Raw genomic sequence first — 20,240 nt, 5'->3', positions numbered from 1 at the left:
CGGCACGAAGCGCCGCTTGATCTGATCGATGACCGCGCTGGTGGGCTTCGTCGCGGGCGGCTTGCCGTTGACGGGCAGCGTGAGCGTCGTCGCGGAAACAGGCGGAGGGCCGAACGGTCTCGCTGTGGGTCCGGACGGCGCTTTCTACATCTGCAACAACGGGGGATTCCTGTTCCGTACCGTTGCCGGGCTCAATCGCACTCGGCCGGGTATCCATCCAGGCTATACGAGTGGGCGGATCGAACGGTTCGACCCGCGCACGGGCACGCTGACGACGCTCTACGAGCGCTGCGGCGATCAACCGCTGTGCGGGCCGAACGACATCGTGTTCGACCACGAAGGCGGTTTTTACTTCACTGATTTCGGCAAGAACCGGCTGCGCGATCGCGATCACGCGGGTCTTTATTACGCGCGAGCCGACGGGTCGATGATCGTCGAAGTCGCGTATCCGCTTACTACCGCGAACGGCGTCGGTCTGTCGCCCGACGATCGCGTGGTCTACGTCGCCGAAACAGAAACGGCGCGCTTATGGGCGTTCGACCTCGAGGAACCCGGCCGGGCGCGCAAGCATCCGTATCCATCGCCGCACGGCGGACGTCTCGTGTGCGGGCTTCCGGGCTACCAGCGATTCGACAGCCTGGCCGTGGACGCGGCAGGAAACATTTGCGTAGCGACGCTCGTCACGGGTTGCATCACCGTCGTCGCGCCGACCGGCGAGGTGGTTCGGCAAGTCATGGTCCCCGACGGCATGGTGACGAACATCTGCTTCGGAGGCGCCGACATGAAGACAGCGTATGTCACGATGTCCGGCACCGGGCGTCTGGGTGTGCTGTCGTGGCCGGAACCCGGATTGAGGCTAGCTTATTCGTGATCGCCGGGCTGCTGCTGCGCGCTTGCGAGCAGGTGTTTGAGGAAGAGCTGGACGGGTGCGGGAAGTGACTCTGCCTCACGCACGCAGATTTTCCAGTGCCGCTCGGCCCACGGTTCGTCCAGCAGGACAGCAACCAGCGGCGCCGAGCTGACATAGCGCTCGGCGTGATGCTCGGGCACGAGTCCCACGCCAAGGCGCGCTTCGACCATGCTGCGCACCGGCTCGAAGCCATTGACCCGGATAGACAGCTTGAGCGGATGGTCGAGGTCTGCCGCCGCGCGCAACACCAGCGAATTCAGATAGCTTCCTTCCTGAGGCCCCACGAGCGGATATCGCGCCACCTCGCGAAACTTGAGACGGCCGGCACGGCCCAGCGGATGATCGGGCGGCATGATGACCACGAGGCGGTCGCTTCGGTACGGATAGACCTGCAGGCCGGCAGTTACCGTGGTGCCGCCGAACACGCCGATATCGGCAGTGTTTTCGGAAACGGCGCGCACGACAGCAGGGCTCAGGCTCTCCTGAAGGTCGATGCGCAAAGCTGGATGGAGATCCAGGAAATCGCGGATATCCTTGGCGATGTACTGGACGATGGTGGAGAGGCTGGCGTGTAGCCGGATCTGACCGCGAACGCCTTCCGCGTGGTCGAGCAATTCGCTTTCCATCTGCTGGATGTCGCGCAGCAGCGTCCGTGCGTGTTGCAGCAGTGCTGCCGCCGCGACGGTCAATTCCAGCCCCTTGTTGCTACGCACGAACAACGCCGTCTTGAGGATGTCTTCGAGCTGCGACATGCGCTTGCTGAGCGCCGAAGCCGCGATGTTCTCGAATTCCGCAGCCCGCGCGATGCTGCCGTGTTCGCAGACGGCGACGAAAAGCTTCAGCGATTGGAGGTCGAAGCGCAAGTGAATCTCCGGGGACGCGATCGCTCGCGCCGCGACGTTTTCATGACGCGAGAATAGCCATGGAGCCGGCAGGAAGTCAATCGAGCGCAGCCGTCAGGGTGTCTGCAACCCGCCGTCCATCAAGCGCGTCTGCGTCCATAGCGTGACGTTACGCTCGCACGGATACTTCGCCGCTTCACGCTCATCGAAATCGACGCCCAAGCCCGGCTTTTCGTTGGCATGAACGAAGCCGTTGCGAAACTGAGGAAGTCCCGGGAACACATCGAGCAGTGCCTCACGCGGACCTTTCAGTTCCTGAATCACGAAGTTCGGCGGCTCGGTGCCCGACCATTCCTGCACGCCGAAATTACGCGATGCAAGGTCGATATGAATGTTCGCTGCGTGCGCGAGCGGCGACATGTCGCCCGGACCATGCCAGGCCGTCCGCACGCCGAATTGCTCGGCGAAGATCTGCAGTTTTCGCGCCGCGGTGATGCCGCCGATCTGACTCAGATGCACGCGAATGAAGTCGATCAACCGCTCCGTAATCAGAAAGCGCCATTCATACGGATTGTTGAATAGCTCGCCTTGCGCCAGCGGCGTCGTGGTTTTCTCGCGCAACTGGCGCATCCATTCGCCTTCTTCGAGCGCGATCGCATCTTCGAGAAAGAACAACTCGAAAGGCTCGAGCTCGCGGGCGAAGCGAATCGCCTCCACCGGCTTCAGACGCTCATGCACGTCGTGGCACAACGCGACATCGAAGCCGATCTTGCTGCGGATGCCATCGAACAGCTTGAGCGTGTCGCGAATGTACTTGCGGCTGTCGAGGTAAATGCCGTCCGCAGCGCCTTCCGGCGCATTCGATGGCGCGCGGCCGAATGCGCCGCCGCCGTATCCGCCGCTTTGACAGCGAACATGCGTGATGCCCTGCTCGCGATATCGCTGAATGTTGTCGCAGAGTTCGTTGAGATCGCGGCCATCCGCATGACGATAGATCGGCACGCCTTCGCGCACCTTGCCGCCGAACAACTGATACAGCGGCATGTTCGCCTGCTTGCCCTTGATGTCCCACAACGCCATATCGATGCCCGAGATCGCGTTGTTTTCGATCGGTCCATTGCGCCAGTACGCGTTCTGATGCATCAATTGCCAGAGCTCTTCGATCGCCTCGGCATCGCGCCCGATCAGCAAGGGCCGCAAGTAATCTTCGATCAGGCACTTGACCGCGAGATGCCGGTACGCGAAGGTCGCGCAGCCGAGCCCATACAAGCCGGGCTGATTCGTCTCGACCCTGACGACGATGAGATTGATGCCTTCAGGCGCGGTCAGGATGACCTTGACGTCGGTGATGAGCGTTGCCATGAGTTATTTCACGAGAAGAGAAGTCACGGAATCGGACTTGCTGCCCGTGCCTCCCTTGGGTGTCGAGCGCTGGCCGGTCTGCGCGGGCACCAGCATCATGAGGACGACCGACGCGAGCAGCGCCGCGGCCATGAACACATACGATGCGGAAGGACTGCCCGTCGCACCGTTCAGATAGCCGACGAGCCACGCGCCGAGGAAGGCGCCGAGCGCACCGCACGCGTTGATGAGACCGATCGCGCCGCCGAGCACATTGCTCGGAATCAGCTCGGGGACGAGCGCGAAGAACGGTCCGTAAGGCGCGTACATCGTGGCGCCCGCGATCACGAGCAACGTGAACGACAGCCAGAAATTCGACGTGCCGACGAGATACGAACCCACGAACGCGACCGTGCCGATCAACAATAACGGCCACACGAAGAGCTTTCGATTGCGCGTTTTATCGGACAGATACGATGCGAGCAGCATCAAAACGATGGCCGCGAGATACGGCACGGCGGAGAGCCAGCCGACCGAGACGATATCGATCGTTTTCGACGCCGACTTCAGAATCGACGGCAGCCACATGATGAAGCCGTACACGCCGATACTCCACAACGCGTGAATGGCGCAGCACTTGAGCACGATGGACGAACGGAACGCCGCCTTGTAGTCCCGCACCGGCGCGATATGCGCCTGCTCGGACTTGAGGATGGCATCGAAATCGGCTTTCTCCTTGTCGCTCATCCAAGGGGCATCGGCGGGACGATCCTTTATCGTGAACCACCACACGATGGCCCACAGAATCGCGGGCACGCCTTCGATCACGAACATTTCGCGCCAGCCGAAGTTGCGAATGAGATAGCCCGACACGATCGACATCCACAACACCGTGACCGGATTGCCGAGAATGAGGAACGTATTTGCGCGTGAGCGTTCCGTGCGCGTGAACCATCGGCTGATGTACATGAGCATGGACGGCATCACCGCCGCTTCGACGATGCCGAGGATGAAGCGCAGCGCCATCAACGTCGGAATGTTGCTCACCATGCCGGTCGCGGCGGCGCATAGGCCCCACAAGATGAGGCTCGCGAAGATCAGCTTCTTGACGCTGTTCTTCTGTGCGTAGATCGCGCCGGGCACTTGAAACAGGCAGTATCCGAGGAAGAACAGCGAGCCGATCAGCGACGAGGTCGCCGACGTGATGCCCAGATCCTTGTCGATGCCCGCGGCCGCCGCAAAGCCGTAGTTCGCGCGATCCAGATAAGCGAGGCTGTACGTGATGAAGATGATCGGCATGAGATGCCACCATCTTTGCGGTGCGACCGTTTTGATGTTGTCCATGATGTCTCCGATGTCAAAGTACGGCGAGCCAGCCGCCATCGACGTAAATGATTTGCCCGTTCACATAGCTCGATGCAGCCGACGCGAGGTACACCGCCGTACCGACGAGCTCTTCCGGCTTGCCCCAGCGCTGCGACGGATTGCTGTTCTTGACCCACCGGTCGAAGTCCGCGTTATCCACGAGCGCCTGGTTCATGTCCGTCAGGATGTAGCCGGGGCCGATTGCGTTCGCCTGAATATCGAATGACGCCCATTCGGCGCTCATCGCGCGCGTGAGCATCTTGATGCCGCCTTTTGCGGCCGTGTAAGGCGCAACGGTCGCGCGCGCGCCTTCGCTCGTAAGCGAACCGATGTTGATGATCTTGCCGCCGCGCTTGCGCTCGATCATGCGACGCGCGGCTTCCTTCGCGACGATGAATGCGCTCGTCAGATTGGTATCGATCACGCGTTGCCAGTCGGCGAGCGCGAGCTCGATCATCGGCTTGCGGAACTGAATGCCCGCGTTATTCACGACGATATCCACTTCGATGCCCTCCGCATCCCACGCGGCGAACGCAGCGGCAACCGACGCTTCATCGGTGACGTCGAATGCGCGGCCGCGTGCGTCGAAGCCTTGTGCCTGCAGACGGCCGACAGCGGCATCGACGGTTTCGGCTTTCGTGCCGTTGACGATAACGCGCGCACCCGCCCTCGCCAGTCCTTCCACGAGCGCGTAGCCAATGCCGCGTGCCGAACCCGTGACGAGGGCCGTTCGGCCATTGAGATCGAACAACTTGTTCATGCGTGTTCCTTATGTGATGCGGTCGAAACGTCGACGCGAGCGCGTCCGCGCAGCCTCTTTGGCGAGGCTGCGTTCCTGGTTGCCAAACGATGATGTATTGCTATGAAGGCGTGTCGTTCACGGTGCGGGCAAGCGCCGCGCGATCGTCGAAGTCCTTTTCCGCGCGTTCGATCAGCGTGAGCACGGCTTGCTCCGCCGCATGTGCATCGCCTTGTTCGATCGCGATGCACAACGCTTCGTGCATCGGCAGCGAGCGGGCGGGGCCGCCCTCGATCTCCGAGCTCAACTCAAAGCTCGTGCGCAGAATTGCGGAGAGCGCGTTTTGCATCTGCTGAACAAACTGGTTGTGGCATGCCGTGAGAATCGCACCGTGGAACGCGAGGTCCGCCGGCACGTATTCGCCTTGTCCTGCAACGGCGCGCTCCATCGCCTTGAATGCGCGACGCAACGCGATGCGGTCCTCGGGCGTCGCGCGCTTCGCCGCGAGCTTCGCGGCATTCGGCTCGATGATCATGCGCAGTTCCATCAGGTCGCGGATGAGGTCGTCATCGACCACGCCCGAACGTGCGCGCCATGTGATGACGTCGGGATCGAACAACTGCCAGTGCGAGCGCGGCAACACGATCGTGCCGTGACGGCGCCGCACCTGCAGCATGCCTTTCGCGGACAGCGACTTCATCGTCTCGCGAATCGTGATGCGGCTCACCTGCATGAGTTCGGCGAGTTCGCCTTCGGCCGGCAGGATGTCGCCGGGCGCGAATTTGCCCGCGCAGATCTGTTCGCCCATTTGATTGAGGACTTGCCTGTGCAAGGTCGGCATTCAGCTCCCTCTAGATCATACGTATGATTTGGAAGGTAGCAGACGATCTTTCATCGGAACAATCGGGGTTGACCCGGTGCAAGTGCATTGCCGGACGCGGGCATCAAACCTTGATATAGGTCGGCTCAACCATTCGGCGGGGCAGTCAACCTTTTGTACGGCTAGGCGGGCCGTTTCCGTTTCTTTAACGTTGAGTCATCGCTGTGCCGGTCCTCGGCACGCCGTCAGATCCAAGCAAGAGAAGGAAACATCATGACGCTCGACCTGCTTTCGCAAGCCGGGACGCCGCGCGCGCCCCTGATCGAACTCGAAGACCGATGGCGCAGCCCAAGCCCGCGCGTGCTGCAGCCCGCAGCGGATGCGCAGTCCGAGCGAATGGCAATGTCTCGGTGGCTGCATCACGGCGAAGCGCCGCTCGAAGCCGTCAACGAAGGCAGCGGCACGCATCATTGCGTCAGCCTGAATCTCCGGTGCGCGCAACTGATCTTTCGTCATGCGGGGCGCAAGCTGCTGCACGGGCGCGTGCCGGCCGGCGTGGTGCAAGTGACCGCACCCGCGACGCGCGTCTCGGCCGTGTTCGAATCCGCGATGGATGTGCTGCATCTCTTCGTGCCGCAGCGGGCATTGGCGGAATGCTACGAGGATCTGTTCCAGCGGCCGCATGCGGGCGACATCGTGCTCGGCGATCCGAAGCTGATACGCGATCCCGCGCTCGAACGTCTGGGACAAGCGCTCGCCGTCTGCAAGACGGAAGGCGCGGCGCCTGGCAGAGTGTTCATCGACAGCGTCGCTTGTGCAATCGCGTCGCGGCTCGTCGCGCGTCATTTCTCGGCGCCGGCCGTGCGCGGACGCGAGCCTTCGGCGCTGCCGCAATGGCGCATCAACCGCGTATCGGAGTTCGTCGAATCGCATCTGGCCGACAACATCAGCCTGGCCGACATCGCCGCGAGCACCGGACTCACACGGATGCATTTCGCCGCGCAATTTCGGCGCGCCACCGGCATGCGCCCGCACGAATACCTGCTGCAAAAGCGCATCGATCACGCGCAGGCGCTTTTGCGCACCTCGAAGCACAGCATTCTCGATGTCGCGCTTTCCTGCGGATTCCGCTCGCAGGCGCACTTCACGACGGTCTTCAAGCGTCTGGTCGGCGCTACGCCGAAGCACTGGCAGACGACGCTCGACGCGGCATGAGCGCTGTCCGATCGAATGGCGCGACTTCAATGAAACGCCGCCCCAGGGCGGCGTTTTCGTGCCCATCAACGAAGATCGTTCACTCTCCCGCGTGCGCGCCGCCCGCGAGCTTGCCGCGGAAGATGTGATACTGATAAAGGTTGTAGCCGATCATCACCGGAAAGACGAGTCCGATGCCGATGAGCATGAACGCGAGCGTCGGCGAGTCCGAAGCGGCTTCGAGAACGCCCAGCTTGCCCGGAATGAAATCGGGGAACACGCTGATCGCCAGTCCCGCGAAAGACAGCACGAAGAGCGCTACCGATGCGCGGAACGGCCCGCGCGAACTGCCGAGATAGAGCGATGCCATGATGAACGCCAACGCGGCCACGGCGCCGAGTGCGAGCACGATCAGCAGATGCATGACGCCCGGTTGCGACCACCGCGCATGACCGATATCGCTCCTGAACCACGTCGCCAGCGTGAGCGGCGCGGCGGCGGCCACCGTGAACATCGCGCTCAGCAGGGACATCCTGCGCGCCCATTGCTCGACCATGCCCGAGGTCTTCCCGACGAGCCAGGTCGCGCCGAGCAGGCAGTAGCCCGCGACGACGCCCATCGCCGTGACGACGACGAACGCGAGCGCCACCTTGCCGGGCGCGAGCCCCGTGATGACCTTGCCGAGCACGACGCCCTGCGAGAGCGCCGCGATCAGGCTGCCGATGCCGAACACCTTGTCCCAGAGCGGACCCTGATCCACGCTATGACGAAACTCGATTGCGGCGCCACGCATGATCAATCCCGCGATCAGCGCCATGACGGGCAAATAGAGATGCTCCATCAGCAGCGCATAGGCGGCGGGAAACGCGCCGAACAGTGCGCCGCCCAGCACGACGAGCCACGTTTCGTTGGCGTCCCATACATGACCGATCGACTGGACCATGACATCGCGGTCGGCGGACTGCCTGCGCAGCAGCGTGAGGATGCCGACGCCGAGATCGAAACCATCGGTGACGACATAGAAGACGAGCATCAGCCCGATCAGGCCGAACCATGTATCGGCGAGCATCGTATGAACGGCACTATCCATTTGCAGACTCCTGAGTTCAGTAACCGGTGACGGCGTTCGCTTTCGATCGAGCCGTTTCGCCGGCCATAGCGGCGGGCGGCATGATGTCCAGATCGGGGCCGGCGCGCAGCCAGCGTCTTGCGAGCACGAAGAACGTGAACAGCAGCACGGCGTAGAAGGCGAGGAACATCGCGATGCTGAGCGAGACCGAAGAGGCCGGAACCGACGAGACGGCATCGCGCGTGCGCTGCAAGCCGTACACGACCCACGGTTGCCGGCCGACTTCGCGCACCATCCAGCCCGCTTCCACCGCCACGTAGGGCAACGGGATGCAGAGCACCCACGCGAGCAACAGCTTGCGCCGGGCGAGCAGCGCATCGAGCTTTCCGCGCGTCTTGCGCAGCGCATACGCGGGCATCGGCGCAGCGCCCGAATCTTTTTTCTTGTGCAGCATAAACACGTCTCCTGTGAGTTGTCGACCGGATTGCCGAACGCCGTGACACGCCGCATCGCATGCGGTATGCGGCGGCGCGGATCGACTGATGAGTTGATTGAAACGGCGGCTTCAGATCCGATCGGCCGAATTAAGCCGTTCTTCGAGCGAACGCTTGATGCGCATGATGTTCGATATCCCGAACGACAGTTGATCGATCGGTTGTTGCTGCGCAACGGCGGAGCAGCGCATCGAGCGCGGCGGCAAGCGTCGATATCTCGCCCGACGTCACTTCGACTTGCAAGGATGGTTCTTCGGCGGCTACTGTAGCCGCTGCATTCAGGACGGCGGATGCCGCGTGTCTTTTGGAGCTTCGCATATCGGTTCGATTCCGCACAGTTCTTTTTAGACGTACCGACGGGTCCGTTCTACGGCTTCAACCGCCCTGATGCGACGGTCCACCAGGGCGTCATTCAGAACTGGTGGCGACAAGGCATGATGGGTAGTGCAAAGGCACATTACGAGGGCATCAAGGCCTTTTCCGAAACGGACCAGACAGAAGATCTTCGCGCCATCACCGTACCCACGCTCGTTTTGCACGGTGAGGACGACCAGATCGTGCCAATCGGTGATTCGGCGAAGAAGTCGATCGAGTTACTCGAGAACGGAACGTTAAAGACATATCCCGGCTATTCGCATGGGATGTTGACCGTCAACGCGGACGTGTTAAACGCTGATCTGCTGGCTTTCGTGCAGGCCTAAGCCGATGCCCGTTTCGCAGCACAGTCGTGAAGCGGGCAGCCTTCCAAAGTCGGCCAGTTTTGGCCGCTCGCCAAAGTGACAGGGTGGCCAGTCGAACGGCCAGTTCACTCTGGAAGCTGCCAAATCCTCAATGCGCGGATAGAAACTCCGACGTGAGGCGCCTGGAGCGCCACTCGCGGTCTATGGCACATGGCGGGTGAGAACGCACGGTACGCTCTTGCGGTGGACCAACCTGTTGACATGCTGGACCTGCCTAGCGGGCTGACTACGGTATGTCGCACCTCTAGCTATTGGCTCGCAGCGACTCCGGACTGCGGACGCGATTCCGTGGTCGGCTGCACAAGGCGCGCATGCAGGTGTGCGCGCATTCAGGACACTGAGCCATACGCAGGTCGGTCTCATCGCGATGGTGCCGCATCTGTTCACGACGATCGTCTTGGTCCTGCGGTCGCACAGTTCGGGTCGCCGTAACGAACGCCGTATGCATTCGGCGATTCCGCTCGCACCTTGCCGCCGCCGCGCTGCTCGGCACAGGTTTGAAGACGAACCCGTATGTATCGGTCACGATAATCATCCTGAGCCTCGCCGGACTCTATGCGTTCAAGTCGCCGTTGTGGGCATTGCCTACGCTGTTTCTCACGCGCTCGACCGCGGCCGTTTCCATCGCGATCATCAAATCGGTGAGCAATCTCAGTGGCTTCGTCGGTCCGTTCGCGAACCACGCAGGCTTTCGAGGCGGACGAACTGCTGGCGTGGCACGCCTGATTCAGGCCCGTCCGCACGAGCCGATTCGGTGATTTCGGAGTCGACTGCTACTTCGCACAGGCCGTCCTCTTCGCTTCGCTCAACGAGAGAGTTTCGAGCGGCGCAGGTCGCGGGCCTGCGCAGGGCGAACGTACCGCTGCCCTGAACGACAGCGACGGACTTCGTCGCGAGTTAGATCTTGTTCACGCCCTGGTAGCCCCGAGACATGTGGTCAATCGACCCGTTGGCGTAGACGACCGAATACTCGCGAGTCTCTCACGGTCGATATCGGAAAATAGTCTCGGCACGCTCGCCTCTTTGGACGAGTAGATAAAGGGGGCGCATACCGGTCCTGACAAAAGTCTGGAATTGTCGTCGCGGCGGAAATGCACACTCAGCGCGTCCCATGAGTACCCGACAGCGTGAGAACACGTCGTGTGTGCGCGCGCGTCGATCCGTCCGGTGGGAGACATCCCGTATGCCCGTTTGCGGCATCCGATTCGAAGGTCCACCGGCGGATCGGTTCCTCTCTCCTGCGCGGCCGCATTAACCATTTGCTCAATCTTGACGCTGTTTTTTTCAACTTGGAGATGACATCCCGCTGGCAGAATTTGATCATCGCCGGAACACATCAAAGAAAAGCTCACAGGCGCGGCCGTCCCGACACCGCTTCACCGGCTCAGTGAGCAACATGACGGAGACACAGACAAATGAAATACCGGACCGCGCTATGCGTCTGCGCCGCACTTCTGAGCGCCTCTTCCGCATGGGCGCAAGACGAGGAAGAGGACGCACCGCCGCCGAAACCCGTCGGCGCCAGCTCGGTGACGATGTACGGCTTGATCGATCAGGGTGTCGAATTCGTCAACAACGTCGCCACTGGGAAGAACCAGACCGCGAACGGATGGCGTACAGGAGATGGCACCGCCACCTCTTACTTCGGCGTCCGGGGCAGCGAGGATCTGGGTGGCGGAGTCAAGGCGATTTTCGACCTGCAGGGCGGCTTCAGCCCGACGACCGGCGCATCGAGACAGGGTGGGCGCATCTTCGGCCGGCAGTCGTATGTGGGTCTCGACGGGAAATATGGCCGCCTGACATTCGGCCGCCAGTACACGATGCGCTTCTTCGGCATCTCGTTCATCAATCCGTTCGGAACCGGCGCGCAAGGTCTGACGACGCTCGACAACGGCATCGCCAATGCGCGCGCCGATAACGCCGTGAGTTATCGCTATTTCCTCGGCGACTTCGAAGGCGGCGTCAACTACAGCTTCGGCCGCGATGCCGTCAACGGCAACAGCAATGTCGCGACTAACTGTCCGGGGCAGACCTCTCCGTCGAATCAGTGCCGGGAGTATTCGGCGTTGCTCAAGTACGAAGGCCACATCTGGGGCCTGGCGACGTCATACGAGCGCAACTATGGCGGCACCTCCGCGACGTGGGGCGGCCTGACCTCGCCCGATCTCACGGATAGCCGCTTCACGTTGGGCGGATACTTCATGATCGCGAAGGCGAAGTTTGGCGTGGGATGGATCAGGCGCGTGAACGAAGGTATCGCCACGCCGAGAAGCACTCTCGTATGGGTGACAGGGACGGTTCCGGTGACGCCGTTCTTCCATATCGACGGGATGCTGGCGCAACTCAAATACGAGCATTCGCCCAACAAGGCGGTGATCGAAGTGCTGCGCGGCGAATACCTCCTTTCCAAGCGCACGCTTCTGTATGTGACGGGCGAGCATATCAACAACTCAGGCACGCTGGCGCTTGCGGCGACCACGCTGTCTCCGGTGCCGACACCTCCCGCCGGTGGATCGCAGATATCCGTGATCGCGGGCATCCGGCATACGTTCTAAGACAGAAGTCGGAGAAGCTTCGGTTTCTCCGTTGCGGTTTCGTCCAGTGGTTCAGGCAGCGGTTGTCGCGGCGGCCCTCGCGGCCGACATATCGGCCACTGCGCCAAACGCCTGTTTCCGCTTCAGGCTTCCCACGCCGATATCCATGTCCTGCAAGTACGCGACCTCGCGCTCGCTCAGCGAAAGATCCCGCGAATAGGGCCGCTGCGTCTGATTGAAGTCCCAGATCGCCTGCGCCGATGCAGCGTCGAAGCGCTTCTGGGCGCGCTTGCGTGCATCGAAAAAGGCGTCGTGCGATGCGGGCGACATCAGAAATTCGTAGAGCGCGCCGTAGGCCGCCATCACCGAAACCAATCCTTCGTGCTTGCCTGCAAGCGCATCATTCGATGCATAAGCCGTCTGGAACACGCAGCGCGGTAATGCCTGCCACAGGTTGCCTCCGTCGATGACATGCAGGCCTGCATCGTCGTTGAGATGCGAGATGCTGGAGCAGCAGGCATCGGCGGCGCCGCTTGCCACCGCATCGAAACATTGGTCGTTGCTGCCATGATCGATGAATTCGATCAGCGAAGCGTCGATGCCTTTTTCCGCCATCAGTTGCAGCATGAGCGTATGCAGCAGGCCGAGCTTCGGGCCGACCGCAACGGTCTTTCCGCGCAGATCGTCGAGCGTCGCCGGGCCTCCGGGTCTCGCGAAGAGCGTCAGCGCGCACTTCTTCATGCCGGCCCCGACGATCTTCACGGGCGCACCCTGTTCGATGCGCGTGAGTACGAGGTTGTAACCGGAGACCATGCACACGTCGGCGGCCCCGCGCGTGATGGCATCGAACGGTCCGCTCGTGCCCGGCACCTGGATGATCCGCGCATCGACGCCGTAAGTCTTGAAGTAACCGAGTTCATCCATCAAGGCGTTCAGCGTGGCGTTTTCCGGTCCCGGATTGCTGACGATGCGAATGTCAGTGGAAGCGGCCCTGGCGATAAAAGGCGCGGCGAGGCCGCCTGCCGCCAACCCCATTCCCATGGCGCCTGCCTTGCGCAGGAAGCGGCGGCGCGTCGAGTCGTACGTCATTGCGCTTGTCTCCGAACGCCGGTCGAACCGGCTGAGTTGAGTGAAGCCCTTTGCGAAATACCTGGAAATACACGCTTGCCAGCCTGCATTAGCGCGTGACGAGCGGCGCGCGCCATGCTACGGCATGCACGGTCGAATTGTGCCAACGCGTACGCCCCCGGTCGATTGAGTAAAATGTCCGACGACTTAACCATTCGCTCATACCGGAAGAGGAGTGTGACGTGTCGGCGGAAATCGACTGGTATCTGCAGATCAACCTCAAGGCGCGGCACCTGCGGCTGCTCGTGACGATCGATACGTACCGCAATCTGAGTCAGGTGGCGGAAGTCACGCACGTCACCTTGCCTGCGGTGTCGAAGTCGCTGGCGGAACTCGAACGCGGGCTCGGTCTCTCGCTTTTTACGCGTACCGGGCAGGGCCTCGTACCCACGCCCTACGGGGAATGTCTGACGCGCCACGCGCACGCCATGCTTCACGTTCTGCATCAGGCGCGCGACGAATTGAAGGCGCTGAGCGCGGGCACCGAGGGCAAGATTGAAATCGGCGTCCTGCCGGTGTCCGCGTCCATTCTGCTGACGCAGGCGCTGAAACTGCTCAAGGAGCGCTCGCCCGGCACCAATGCGAAGATCGTCGAAGGCTCCGCCGCGACGCTCCTGCCGGACCTGTGGCAAGGTCATCTCGATCTCGTGGTCGGCCGCCTGCCGCCTCCCGATACGCTCGGCAGCTTCGACGAAAAGGAACTGCTCGAGGAACCGGTCATGCTCGTGACCGGGCGGCATCACCCGCTTGCGCGGAAAAAGTCGCTGCAATGGACGGATTTGCGTCCGTATCCGTGGATCCTTCCGCCCATCGGTTCGATCCTGCGCGATCCGCTCGAACGCGCACTGGAAGTGCACGACGTGCCGCTGACGAACAACTACATCGAGACCGTGTCGCTGCACGTGATTCGCGCCCATTTGCAGGTCTCCGACTGCATCGCGGTAATGGCGGATTCCTCCGCGCGCAACGCCGCGCATCCCCAGCCGCTCCATACGCTGCCGCTGACCCTGCCGCGCCTCTTGCGGCCCGCCGGCGTGCTGTGGAACCGCGCGCGCACCCTCACGCCGAGCGCGCAACTCATGCTTTCCTGCCTCGAAGATACGGCGCGGCGTCTCTCGGAAGAAGCGCGCGCGGCCCGCTGAGTTCGCGCCCGGGCGCGACGCAGAGCGCGCGCGCACCTTAACCATTCACTCAACTCGACGGCTGTTTTTCTCAAACCACCGTATGAAACCCGCTGGCACAATTGACTCACGCTCACCTGATAACGAGCGGCGACTCGAACTGCCACCGGTCACGAAGCGTTTCCGGTAAAGGCTGCGGCGGTTCCGCGCATCTACACGGAGACAGCAAGATCATGAACTACAAGAGCGCGCTAGGCGCTTGTGCAGCCCTGTTCGGCTTCGCGGCGACCGCATTCGCGGCCCCGGCATCCCGTCAATCCGTGGAAGATTTCTATCGCGGCAAGGCGTTGACGCTCGTGGTCAGCGCGGACGCCGGCACGCCGACAGACATCATCGCGCGTCAGTTCTCCCGCTTCTTCGTGAAGTACGTTCCGGGACATCCCAAGGCCATCGTGATGAACGTGGTGGGCGCGGGCGGCATGGTCGCGGCGGCCTCGCTGCAATCGCGGCAGCAAAGCGACGGCACCGTGATCGGATTCCTGCAGCGTAACAATCTCTACATTCCGCTGCTCGACGAACGGCAGAACCGCTTCGATCCGCGCAAGGTGCGATGGCTCGGCAGCCTCAACAAGGTCGAATACTGCCTGGTATCCATGACGCGATCCGGCGTGACCACCGCCGACGATCTCAGCAAGAAGAAGATGTATGTCGGCGCGACCGGCTTCGCCAACGAGGATCGCACGCTGCCGGCGCTGCTCGACGAATACCTGGGCGCGAAGATGAGCATCGTGCCCGGCTATACGGGCCGCGGCGAAGTGTATCTCGCCATGCAGCGGGGTGAGGTCGATGGCTGGGCGTCCACCATCGACGGTCTGCAACAGGGCGAACCGGTGCGGCTGCTCAAGACCGGCAAGATGAAGGTGCTGCTGCATCTGGGCTGGACCAGTCCCGCGGCGTTCGCCAATGTGCCGAACCTGTCTTCCTACATCACGCGGCCCGACGTGAAGGCGCTGTTCAATCTCTTCATTCTGCCGTTTCAGGCGGGCCGTCCCATCGCCGTGCCGAAGGACGTACCGCAAGACCGTCTCGACGCGCTGCGCGAAGCGTTTGCGCAGACCATCGCCGATCCGGATTTCATCGACGCCATGAAGCAGGCGGGTTATCCGATCGATCCGATCAAGGGCGACACGGTGGAGCAGATCGTCGCCCGGCTGTATGCGACGCCCGAAGCGCAACTCGAAGATGCCCGCAAGCTCATCTTCAGCGCACACTGACGACGGCCCGAAGGCACATCAACATCAAACGGACCATTCACATGACGCCCGAAATCATCGACATTCATCCGCATATCATTTCGACCGATACGGAACGCTATCCGATCGCGCCTCAGCACGGGCACCGCTCCACGTGGTCGGCGACGCGTCCCGTCACCTTCGAGCAACTGAACGCCGAGATGGATGAAGCCGGCGTGTCGAAAGCCGCGATTGTGCATTCGTCGACGACCTACGGCAGCAACAATTCGTATGTCGCCGACAGCGTGGCGCGGTATCCGGACCGCTTCACGGGCGTCTATTCCTTCGACGTGATGGCCCCCGACGCGCTGACGACCTTCGACTACTGGCTCGCGCGCGGTATGGGCGGCATCCGGCTTTTCACCGGCGGCGCCACGCATCAAGGCGACGGAAGCTGGCTCGTCAATCCCGCGACGTTCCCGGTCTGGCAACGCTGCGCCGAACTCGGCATGGCGATGGCCGTCCAGACCACGCCCGACGGTTTGTCGATGGTGGCGGAACTGGCCGAGCGCTTTCCCAACGTGAAGATCGTGCTCGATCACTGCGGCCGCCCGAATCTGGAACAAGGCCCGCCATATGCGAACTGCGCCGCGCTGTTCTGGCTCGCGAAATACGACAACGTCTACATGAAGATCACGCCGCGCACGTTCGATCTCGCGCAGGCGGCGCCCGGCGGCGCGGAACCGTTCTTCGCGAAGCTCGTGGAAGTGTTCGGCGCGGATCATCTGGCGTTCGGCTCGAATTATCCGGCTTCGGCAGGACCGCTGAAAACGCTCGTAGAGCAAGGCAATGCGTGCTTCGCGGCGCTGAGCGACGAGGAGCGCGCATGGGTATGGGGAGGGACCGCAAAGAAGCTCTATCCGATGCTGGCCGGCTGAGCATCGCACCTGCGCTTGGCTGCGACATCAATACAGGTGAGCCGACGAAGCTCGCCATTCCATCAGGATGAGACATGGAGTTCTTCAACGATGCAACGTTGATGGCGGCGGGACACGCGCTATCGACGCTCCTGCAGTTCAACCGGATCATCTTTCTGGTGTTCGGCGTGACGGTCGGGCTCGCAATCGGCTTGCTGCCCGGCATCGGCGGGCTGACGGGCTTTGCGCTGCTCGTGCCCTTCACGTACACGATGGACCCGTACGCCGCGTTCGCGATGCTGCTCGGCATGGCGTCCGTCATCACCACCTCGGACGTGATTCCCGCCGTGCTCTTCGGGGTTCCTGGCCACGCGGCGTCGCAGGCCACGGTGCTCGACGGCCTGCCGATGACCCGGCGCGGAGAAGCATCTCGTGCATTGAGCGCCTGCTATATGTCGTCGCTGATGGGCGGGCTGATCGGCGCGGTCATTCTTGCCGTGTCGCTGCCGCTGGTGCGCCCCTTCGTGCTGTCGATCGGCACGCCGGAGATGTTGTCGCTCACCGTGTTCGGCGTGTCGATGGTGTCGGCGCTGTCGGGCAACGCGCCGCTGCGTGGCGTCGTGGCGGCATGCTTCGGCATTCTGGTCGGCATGATAGGCACCAATGTCGCGACCGGACAGATGCGCTGGACCGGCGATATTCTTTACCTTCAGGACGGCATTCCGCTGGTGCCGATCATCCTCGGCATCTTCGCGTTGCCTGAACTGTGCGAGCTGGCGATCCGGCGCGCGGCCATTGCCGAGAACGTGCAATTCACATCAAGGCAGGGCATGCGTCAGGGCGTCATCGACAGTTTCCGCAACTGGTTTCTCGTGCTGCGCTGCGGCGGTCTAGGCGCGATCCTCGGCGCGGTGCCGGGCATCACCGGCGCGGTGACGGACTGGATCGCATACGGCCACGCGTTGCAGACCGCCAGAGGCGCGAGGGAAACCTTCACCAAGGGCGACGTGCGCGGCGTGATCGCGCCCGAGGCGGCGAACAATGCGCGGGAAGGCGGCAGTCTCGTGCCGATGCTTTCGTTCGGCGTGCCCGGCGGCGCGGCCCAGGCCATCCTGCTCGGCGCAATGATGGTGCACGGCTTCATTCCCGGCCCCGACATGCTCACGCGCCATCTCGACTTCACCTATTCGATGGTCTGGTCGATCGCGCTCGCCAACATCTTCGGCGCGGGCCTGTGCTTTCTCCTGAGCGGCCAGTTCGCCAAGGTCTCGACGCTGCGCTACACGCTCATTCTGCCGGTGATCATGCCGGTCATCTATGTCGGCGCGTTCCAGGGTTCGCGAAGCTGGGGAGACCTCTTCGTGCTGCTTATCGCCGGCGTGATCGGATGGACCATGAAGCGGCTCAGATGGGCGCGTCCGCCGCTGATTCTCGGCCTCGTGCTGGGCGTGCTGATGGAACGCTACATGTCGATTTCCTTCGTGCGCTACGGCACGGACTGGCTGTCGCGGCCGGTCGTCGTCGTCCTCCTGAGTCTTGCCGCGCTGGTCTTCTTCAAGCCGCTTTTCAGCGCGCTGCGCAGCGGCGGAGTCGCACAGTTCAAGCCGAGTGGATCGATCGTCCTGAAGCGCGAGGATCTCGTGTATGTGTTCTTCATCGGCATCGGGCTCTACATGCTGCTGAGTTCGCAAGACTGGCTGCTGATGGCGCGCATCGGGCCGACGGTTGTGGCGAGCATTCTGGTATTCGCGGGAACCGTCAGCCTCGCGTACAAGGTCTTCGTGATTCCGGCGAACGGCGCGGCGCGCGCCAGCAGCGGCGTTCATATGGATGTATCGGGCGATCACGATGAAAAGCTCGCCACGGTAACTGTGCTGTCGCGCGCCGCGCGCTTTCTCGGCTGGTTTGTCGCCTTCCTGGCGTGCATGTCGGTGATCGGCATGCTTCCGACCGTGCCGCTGATGATGGTGGCGTACATGCGCGTCGAGGGGCGCGAATCGTGGAAGCTCAGTCTGATCCTCGCCGTGTGCGTAACCGCGTTCCTCTATTTCGTCTTCGACCGGATTCTTCATATTCCCTGGCCGGACAGCTTCCTCGGACGATGGCTGCCGGGTCTGGGCGGAAATTGACTCTTCATTCAAAGGAGACTCGCATGGCGCAGGATCGGCTGGCGCGTATCGACGCGGAGCAGGCTACGGACGAACAGAAGCGGGTCATCGCGCAACTGGGGGCGGGGCGGGGGCGCATTCCGACGCCGTTCAACATCTGGCTGCATAACCCGCGTCTGGCCGAGGGCATGGAAATCATCGGCACGCATGTGGACCGTTCGCCCGTGCTCAGCGAAGCGGAAACCGAAGTCGCCATTCTCGCGACGGCGGTGTTCTGGAACGCCCCGTATGTGATCGCCAATCATCGGCGGCATGCGCTGAAGGCGGGCGTGCCCGATGCGGTCGTCAGCGCGATTCTGGACAAACGCCGACCCGCGGGCGAACATGGGCGCTTCGGCCTCGTGTGCCACGCAGTGAGCGACATTCTCGCGGGTGGCTCCATCGACGATGCGCGCTTCGCCGGGTACGATGCCGGGCTGGGCCGGGCGGTCATCGCGGAACTGCTCGTGACGATAGGCTATTTCACCTCGATCTCGCTCGGCATGACCTTGCATGCGCTCGAACCGAAGGACTGAGCGCCATGCCTGCGCAATCCGATGCGTCAAGGCAGTGGGAGATTCAACGTGACGGGGCTTGACGGCTATTTGCAGGTGAACCTGAAGGCGCGGCATCTGCGCCTGATCGTGACCATCGATACCTACCGGAATCTGACGCAGGTGGCGGAAGTCACGCACGTCACGATGCCGGCGGTGTCCAAGTCGCTGGCCGAGCTGGAGCGCGGGCTCGGGCTCACCTTGTTTTCGCGCACGGCGCAAGGGCTCGTGCCGACGCCGCACGGCGAGTGTCTCATCCGTCACGCGCGGGAAATGCTGACCATACTCCATCAGGCGCGCGATGAAATGAAGGCGCTGAGTTCGGGCACGGAAGGCAAGGTGCATATCGGCATGTTGCCCGCTTCGGCGTCCGCGCTGCTGCCTCAGGCGCTCAACCTGCTGAAGGTCAAGTCGCCGGGAACGAACGTCAGGGTGGTCGAAGGCACGCGCGGCGCATTGCTTCCCGAACTCTGGCAAGGGCGGCTCGATCTGATCGTCGGCCGGCTGCCTGCGCCGGACACGCTCGGCAGCTTCGAGGAAAAAGCGCTGCTCGAAGAACCCATCACGTTGATGACCGGGCGGCATCATCCGCTGGCGCGGCGCAAGAACCTCAACTGGTCGGATCTTCATCCGTATCCGTGGATCCTGCCGCCGCAAGGCTCGATTCTACGCGATTCGCTGGAACGCACGCTCAGGGCGCACGATGTACCGCTGACGAACAACTACATCGAGACGCTGTCGGTCCACGTGACGCGCGCGCATCTACAGATCTCGGATTTCATCGCTGTCATGGTCGGCACGCCGGCCAACGACGACGCGCAGCCCCTGCATGCGCTTCCCTTGACCTTGCCGCGCTTGCTCAGGCCGGCAGGCGTGCTGTGGAACCGGAATCGCGGGTTGACGCCGAGCGCGCAGCTCATGATCGCCTGCCTGGAAGAAGCCGCGCAGCAATTGCAGAGCGGCAACTCGTAAGTCTTTGGAAAGCATCGATCACACGACGTGTATCTTGATTTGCGTGCATTAATTAGGCATCCATATCGTGTGAGGCAGCACCTTTACCAAACGGTTAAGCGTCACGCCGCTTTATTCAATA

Annotated in this window: 17 protein-coding genes and 2 pseudogenes; 11 read left to right on the top strand and 8 right to left on the bottom strand. The window is 62.4% G+C overall.

What is annotated here, in order from left to right:
• The first annotated feature begins 28 nt into the window (after window positions 1-28).
• Window positions 29-871, top strand: coding sequence for an SMP-30/gluconolactonase/LRE family protein (locus QCE49_RS17255; RefSeq protein WP_309806218.1), 843 nt, complete (start codon window positions 29-31; stop codon window positions 869-871).
• Here the strand turns inward: QCE49_RS17255 and QCE49_RS17250 are convergent.
• The 5 genes from QCE49_RS17250 to QCE49_RS17230 form a co-directional block, all read right to left on the bottom strand.
• Entirely contained in the window at window positions 862-1,773 is a 912-nt protein-coding gene (locus QCE49_RS17250; protein WP_250457004.1) for a LysR family transcriptional regulator, read from the bottom strand. The two genes, QCE49_RS17255 and QCE49_RS17250, sit on opposite strands and share 10 nt — an antisense overlap.
• Before the next feature lie 93 nt (window positions 1,774-1,866).
• Window positions 1,867-3,114, bottom strand: a complete 1,248-nt coding sequence (locus QCE49_RS17245; RefSeq protein WP_250457003.1) for an enolase C-terminal domain-like protein — start codon at window positions 3,112-3,114, stop codon at window positions 1,867-1,869.
• A gap of 3 nt (window positions 3,115-3,117) precedes the next feature.
• A complete protein-coding gene (locus QCE49_RS17240; protein ID WP_250457002.1) occupies window positions 3,118-4,437 on the bottom strand; it encodes an MFS transporter in 1,320 nt (439 codons plus the stop codon).
• Between the two features lie 13 nt (window positions 4,438-4,450).
• A complete protein-coding gene (locus tag QCE49_RS17235) occupies window positions 4,451-5,218 on the bottom strand; it encodes an SDR family oxidoreductase (RefSeq protein ID WP_250457001.1) in 768 nt (255 codons plus the stop codon).
• A 100-nt stretch (window positions 5,219-5,318) separates the two neighbouring features.
• On the bottom strand, window positions 5,319-6,038 hold the full coding sequence (locus QCE49_RS17230; protein ID WP_250457000.1) for a FadR/GntR family transcriptional regulator: 720 nt from the start codon (window positions 6,036-6,038) through the stop codon (window positions 5,319-5,321).
• 252 nt (window positions 6,039-6,290) lie between these two features.
• Here QCE49_RS17230 and QCE49_RS17225 point away from each other — a divergent pair, with 252 nt between their 5' ends.
• Window positions 6,291-7,232: an AraC family transcriptional regulator gene (locus tag QCE49_RS17225; RefSeq protein ID WP_250456999.1), complete on the top strand. Its 942-nt coding sequence runs from the start codon at window positions 6,291-6,293 to the stop codon at window positions 7,230-7,232.
• 79 nt (window positions 7,233-7,311) lie between these two features.
• Here the strand turns inward: QCE49_RS17225 and QCE49_RS17220 are convergent, their stop codons facing one another.
• Both QCE49_RS17220 and QCE49_RS17215 read right to left on the bottom strand, forming a co-directional pair.
• On the bottom strand, window positions 7,312-8,301 hold the full coding sequence (locus tag QCE49_RS17220) for a cytochrome d ubiquinol oxidase subunit II (protein ID WP_250456998.1): 990 nt from the start codon (window positions 8,299-8,301) through the stop codon (window positions 7,312-7,314).
• Between the two features lie 16 nt (window positions 8,302-8,317).
• Window positions 8,318-8,692: pseudogene (locus tag QCE49_RS17215) on the bottom strand (cytochrome ubiquinol oxidase subunit I); the annotation flags it as partial.
• Window positions 8,693-9,106: 414 nt separating this feature from the next.
• Here QCE49_RS17215 and QCE49_RS17210 point away from each other — a divergent pair.
• From QCE49_RS17210 to QCE49_RS17200, 3 genes and pseudogenes are all read left to right on the top strand, one after another.
• Window positions 9,107-9,475, top strand: a pseudogene (locus tag QCE49_RS17210) (alpha/beta fold hydrolase); the annotation flags it as partial.
• Window positions 9,476-10,011: 536 nt separating this feature from the next.
• Window positions 10,012-10,272, top strand: a complete 261-nt coding sequence (locus QCE49_RS17205) for a hypothetical protein (RefSeq protein WP_309806213.1) — start codon at window positions 10,012-10,014, stop codon at window positions 10,270-10,272.
• 657 nt (window positions 10,273-10,929) lie between these two features.
• Window positions 10,930-12,069: a porin gene (locus QCE49_RS17200; RefSeq protein ID WP_309806212.1), complete on the top strand. Its 1,140-nt coding sequence runs from the start codon at window positions 10,930-10,932 to the stop codon at window positions 12,067-12,069.
• A 51-nt stretch (window positions 12,070-12,120) separates the two neighbouring features.
• On the opposite strand, the gene QCE49_RS17195 is transcribed toward QCE49_RS17200, so the two are convergent.
• Window positions 12,121-13,137 (bottom strand): ABC transporter substrate-binding protein, encoded by a 1,017-nt coding sequence (locus QCE49_RS17195; protein WP_250456996.1) that lies wholly within the window; start codon window positions 13,135-13,137, stop codon window positions 12,121-12,123.
• A gap of 221 nt (window positions 13,138-13,358) precedes the next feature.
• On the opposite strand from QCE49_RS17195, the gene QCE49_RS17190 reads away from it, so the two are divergent.
• The 6 genes from QCE49_RS17190 (at window position 13,359) to QCE49_RS17165 (ending at window position 20,119) form a co-directional block, all read left to right on the top strand.
• The gene (locus tag QCE49_RS17190; protein WP_250456995.1) at window positions 13,359-14,318 is read left to right on the top strand and encodes a LysR substrate-binding domain-containing protein; all 960 of its coding nucleotides are present in this window, start codon (window positions 13,359-13,361) and stop codon (window positions 14,316-14,318) included.
• Between the two features lie 212 nt (window positions 14,319-14,530).
• Entirely contained in the window at window positions 14,531-15,571 is a 1,041-nt protein-coding gene (locus QCE49_RS17185; protein ID WP_250437676.1) for a tripartite tricarboxylate transporter substrate binding protein, read from the top strand.
• Between the two features lie 41 nt (window positions 15,572-15,612).
• Window positions 15,613-16,467, top strand: a complete 855-nt coding sequence (locus tag QCE49_RS17180; protein ID WP_250456994.1) for an amidohydrolase — start codon at window positions 15,613-15,615, stop codon at window positions 16,465-16,467.
• 74 nt (window positions 16,468-16,541) lie between these two features.
• Window positions 16,542-18,575, top strand: a complete 2,034-nt coding sequence (locus QCE49_RS17175; RefSeq protein ID WP_250437678.1) for a tripartite tricarboxylate transporter permease — start codon at window positions 16,542-16,544, stop codon at window positions 18,573-18,575.
• A gap of 23 nt (window positions 18,576-18,598) precedes the next feature.
• A complete protein-coding gene (locus QCE49_RS17170; RefSeq protein WP_250437679.1) occupies window positions 18,599-19,129 on the top strand; it encodes a carboxymuconolactone decarboxylase family protein in 531 nt (176 codons plus the stop codon).
• Between the two features lie 48 nt (window positions 19,130-19,177).
• Window positions 19,178-20,119, top strand: coding sequence for a LysR substrate-binding domain-containing protein (locus QCE49_RS17165; RefSeq protein WP_250437680.1), 942 nt, complete (start codon window positions 19,178-19,180; stop codon window positions 20,117-20,119).
• Window positions 20,120-20,240: the final 121 nt, after the last annotated feature.

It is taken from the genome of Caballeronia sp. LZ008 (genome assembly GCF_031451435.1).
GTDB lineage: Bacteria > Pseudomonadota > Gammaproteobacteria > Burkholderiales > Burkholderiaceae > Caballeronia > Caballeronia zhejiangensis.
Note: the sequence above shows the minus strand (reverse complement) of the source record. Positions and strands in the feature narration are given on the sequence as shown.

Excerpts from the sequence above, each read along its gene's own strand:
- QCE49_RS17255 (WP_309806218.1), top strand. The coding sequence starts at position 29 with ATGACCGCGCTGGTGGGCTTCGTCGCGGGCGGCTTGCCGTTGACGGGC.
- QCE49_RS17245 (WP_250457003.1), bottom strand. The coding sequence starts at position 3,114 with ATGGCAACGCTCATCACCGACGTCAAGGTCATCCTGACCGCGCCTGAA.
- QCE49_RS17240 (WP_250457002.1), bottom strand. The coding sequence starts at position 4,437 with ATGGACAACATCAAAACGGTCGCACCGCAAAGATGGTGGCATCTCATG.
- QCE49_RS17235 (WP_250457001.1), bottom strand. The coding sequence starts at position 5,218 with ATGAACAAGTTGTTCGATCTCAATGGCCGAACGGCCCTCGTCACGGGT.
- QCE49_RS17230 (WP_250457000.1), bottom strand. The coding sequence starts at position 6,038 with ATGCCGACCTTGCACAGGCAAGTCCTCAATCAAATGGGCGAACAGATC.
- QCE49_RS17225 (WP_250456999.1), top strand. The coding sequence starts at position 6,291 with ATGACGCTCGACCTGCTTTCGCAAGCCGGGACGCCGCGCGCGCCCCTG.
- QCE49_RS17220 (WP_250456998.1), bottom strand. The coding sequence starts at position 8,301 with ATGGATAGTGCCGTTCATACGATGCTCGCCGATACATGGTTCGGCCTG.
- QCE49_RS17200 (WP_309806212.1), top strand. The coding sequence starts at position 10,930 with ATGAAATACCGGACCGCGCTATGCGTCTGCGCCGCACTTCTGAGCGCC.
- QCE49_RS17195 (WP_250456996.1), bottom strand. The coding sequence starts at position 13,137 with ATGACGTACGACTCGACGCGCCGCCGCTTCCTGCGCAAGGCAGGCGCC.
- QCE49_RS17185 (WP_250437676.1), top strand. The coding sequence starts at position 14,531 with ATGAACTACAAGAGCGCGCTAGGCGCTTGTGCAGCCCTGTTCGGCTTC.
- QCE49_RS17180 (WP_250456994.1), top strand. The coding sequence starts at position 15,613 with ATGACGCCCGAAATCATCGACATTCATCCGCATATCATTTCGACCGAT.
- QCE49_RS17175 (WP_250437678.1), top strand. The coding sequence starts at position 16,542 with ATGGAGTTCTTCAACGATGCAACGTTGATGGCGGCGGGACACGCGCTA.
- QCE49_RS17170 (WP_250437679.1), top strand. The coding sequence starts at position 18,599 with ATGGCGCAGGATCGGCTGGCGCGTATCGACGCGGAGCAGGCTACGGAC.